Raw genomic sequence first — 2935 nt, 5'->3', positions numbered from 1 at the left:
CGGGCGGGCACGTAGGCGACCCGCACGTCGCCGGTCGCGATCTGCTCGAGGTCCGCGTGGCCCGCGGCGTCCAGGATCAGCGTCGCGGGCAGCACGCCGAGGTAGGGCACCGAGGCCAGCACGCGACCGGTCTCCTCGGCGACCAGCAGAGCGTCGAAGACGCCCAGCCCCGCGCCGCCGCGGTCCTCGCTGATGAGGAGCCCCGGCCAGCCCGCCTCCTTGGCGGTCTCCCACAGGTCCGGCAGCGCGTCGTCCTTCTCGAGCGCCTCGCGGGCGGCCTCGACGGTCTTGACGCGCGACAGGGCACCGCGTGCCGCCTCGCGCAGGAACTCCTGCTCGTCGCTCAGTGCGAGGTTCATGCGGACACCGCCTCCTTCTCTTTGGCGCGAAGCTCGCTGAACGGGATGCCCTTGTCGAGCCGCGGCTCGGGGGGCAGGCCGAGCACGCGCTCGCCGATCGTGTTGCGCAGGATCGCCTCGGTGCCGCCCGCCGACTTCAGGCCGGGGAGGAACGAGATCATGTACGCCCACTCGCTCTCCTCCTGGAGGGCGTCGGGGCCGAAGACGTCGGCCAGCAGGTCGCCGGCCGCGATCGCCGCGTTGACCGTGGTGACCTTCGCGAGGCCCGACTCGGGACCGGGGATCTGTCCCTTCGAGAGCGCCGTCAGCGTCCGGTAGCCGGTGAAGCGCACCGCCAGCAGCTCCGTCGAGATCTCGCCCAGGCGCTTGCGGACCACCGGGTCCTGGCTCGCGGCGGCGTCGGGCGCGATGGCGCGCGCGAAGCGGTCGCCGCGATAGCCGAAGCCCTCGGAGCCCAGGCCGATCGTCAGGCGCTCGTACATGAGGACCGTGAGGGCCGTGCCCCAGCCGTTGTTCACGCCACCCACGACGTACTCCGCGGGTACGACGACGTCATCGAAGAAGACCTCGTTGAACTCGGCCTCGCCGGAGATCTGGCGCAGACCGCGAACGGTCACGCCGGGGGCGCTCATGTCGACCATGAACATCGTGAGGCCCTTGTGCTTGTGCTGCTCGGGGTCGGTGCGCGCGAGCAGCAGGCCGTAGGAGGAGAACTGGGCGTTGGTGGTCCACACCTTCTGCCCGTTCAGGGTGTAGGTGCCGTCGCCGTTGTCCTTGGCGCGGGTCTGCACCGCGGCGAGGTCCGAGCCGGCCGCCGGCTCGCTGAAGAGCTGGCACCACACCTCGTCGCCGTGGAGCATCGGGCCCAGGTACTTGCCCTTCTGCTCCTCGGAGCCGTGGGCGATGATGCACGGGCCGAGCATGCCGATGCCGATCACGTCGAGGATCCCGGGAACGCCGGCGGCGGCGATCTCCTGGTTGACGATCACCTGCTCGATCGGGCCCTTGCCCTGGCCGCCGAACTCCTTGGGCCACGTCAGGCCCGCAAGCCCGCCCTCAGCCAGCTTGCGCTGCCAGGCGCGACGGCTGTCGATGTACGCGCTGTCGCCGCTGTCGCCCGAGGACGGCGGAGCGTCGGCCTTGTTCGCCTCGAGCCAGCCGCGCACCTCGGTGCGGAACGCTGCCTGCTCGGGGGTGTCGTTGAGGTCCACCCTGGTTCTCCTTGCTGACGAATTGACTGGTCAGTCAACCCGCAAGGTACCACTGTTGGCAGGCTGCCAACGAGGGATCGGCGCGGCGGTGCGCCGGGGTTCGTGGAGGTCGCTCCAGGCCTACCGGTCCTATGGCATCGGGACACGTTCGTAGTAGACGTCGTAGTCGGCACCGTCACCGGTGAAGCGCAGCCGCCCCACCTTGCCGTCCTCGAACGCGAGCGGTCCGGCCTTGATGGTGCCGGAGCCGAGGTCGTCGTCGGGATCGTTGTCGATCTCACGCAGTCCGATCGAGACGCCCTTGACGACGTTGACCATGCCCTTCGAGCCGATCTTCGTCTCGAGCGACCGGGCTTGGTCCCCGTCGAACGATCCGAGGTTCAGGACCGACGGGTTGGACGACAGGGAACGGTCGAGCGTCGTGAGCAGCTTGATGTGGTCGTCCCCGGTGTTGTCCTCCTGCACGTTGCACCTGACGCGCAGTAGCCGGATGGACCGGAGGTTCGTGTCGTAGCGGACGTCGACGTGGCCGATCTGTCCGCCATCGCGTCGTACGGCCACGAGATACGCCCCGCCGGCCTTCTTGAGTTTCGTCTTCAGCACCGGGGCAGTCGAGAAGCCTCCGGTGCTGACGAGCTCCTTCCCGGCCATCGACAGCAACCGCACGCGCATGCGGAGCGTGTCGCCTTGACCACCCTTGGCCGCGACGCGGATCGTCTGCCGCACGCCACTCGACGATCCGCGCGCGCGGATGTAGAAGTACTGCTCGTCGGCGTTCGCCGGGCTTGACGGATTCTGGAAGTCGAACCAGAAGCCCGTCCTGACGGTCACGCCGGTGGGGAGGTGGATCGGGTCGTTCATCGCAGCGCCAGTGCCGCGATGGAAGGCCATCGCCATCGTCGGGCGGTCGTTGCGCGCAAGCGCAGCCGCGCGCACGTACACCGGGCGGCCGTGGGTCACGGAGAAGAACAGGTGACCCGCCCCCGTCTTCGAGGCGATGGCGTTCGAGAGGTCGACGCTGCGGAACGCCTGGACCACGGCGCCCGGGGTGGACACGTGGATGTTCCACGTCCCGACGGTGTCGAAGCGATACCAGAGCGAACCGCCCGGCTCGGCCGGCATTGCGCTGACCGTCCGGCTCGCGGTGACCGGCTCCGCCCGGTGGGGACTGCAGTTGCCCTCCAGGGTGGATCCGATCGTCACCTCGACCGGCCAGTGGTCCGAGAGGTCGGCGCGTGTGCTGTCCCTCATGAGCTTCCAAGGCATGCGCTGGTGATGGACGCAGGCCGGCGCGGCGGTCGCGCGTCGGAGCAGGACGTAGTCGAGCTTCTCACGGGAGTTGGAGTTGCTGCGGATGTTGCGCGG

The 2935-nt window shown here is 69.3% G+C and carries 3 protein-coding genes; all 3 read right to left on the bottom strand.

Features of this window, described 5'->3' with window-relative positions; all coding sequences use genetic code 11:
• The coding region (locus ABYE80_RS19220; protein ID WP_372791923.1) for an acyl-CoA dehydrogenase family protein at nucleotides 1–359 on the bottom strand (359 nt) is incomplete at its 3' end.
• A complete protein-coding gene (locus ABYE80_RS19215) occupies nucleotides 356–1570 on the bottom strand; it encodes an acyl-CoA dehydrogenase family protein (protein ID WP_372791922.1) in 1215 nt (404 codons plus the stop codon). The genes ABYE80_RS19215 and ABYE80_RS19220, both read right to left, overlap by 4 nt.
• 129 nt (nucleotides 1571–1699) lie before the next feature.
• Nucleotides 1700–2935: hypothetical protein (locus ABYE80_RS19210; RefSeq protein WP_372791921.1), on the bottom strand; the 1236-nt coding region annotated here is incomplete at its 5' end.

This window comes from Paraconexibacter sp. (assembly GCF_041602235.1).
In the GTDB taxonomy this organism is placed as follows: Bacteria; Actinomycetota; Thermoleophilia; order Solirubrobacterales; family Solirubrobacteraceae; genus Paraconexibacter.
Note: the sequence above shows the minus strand (reverse complement) of the source record. Positions and strands in the feature narration are given on the sequence as shown.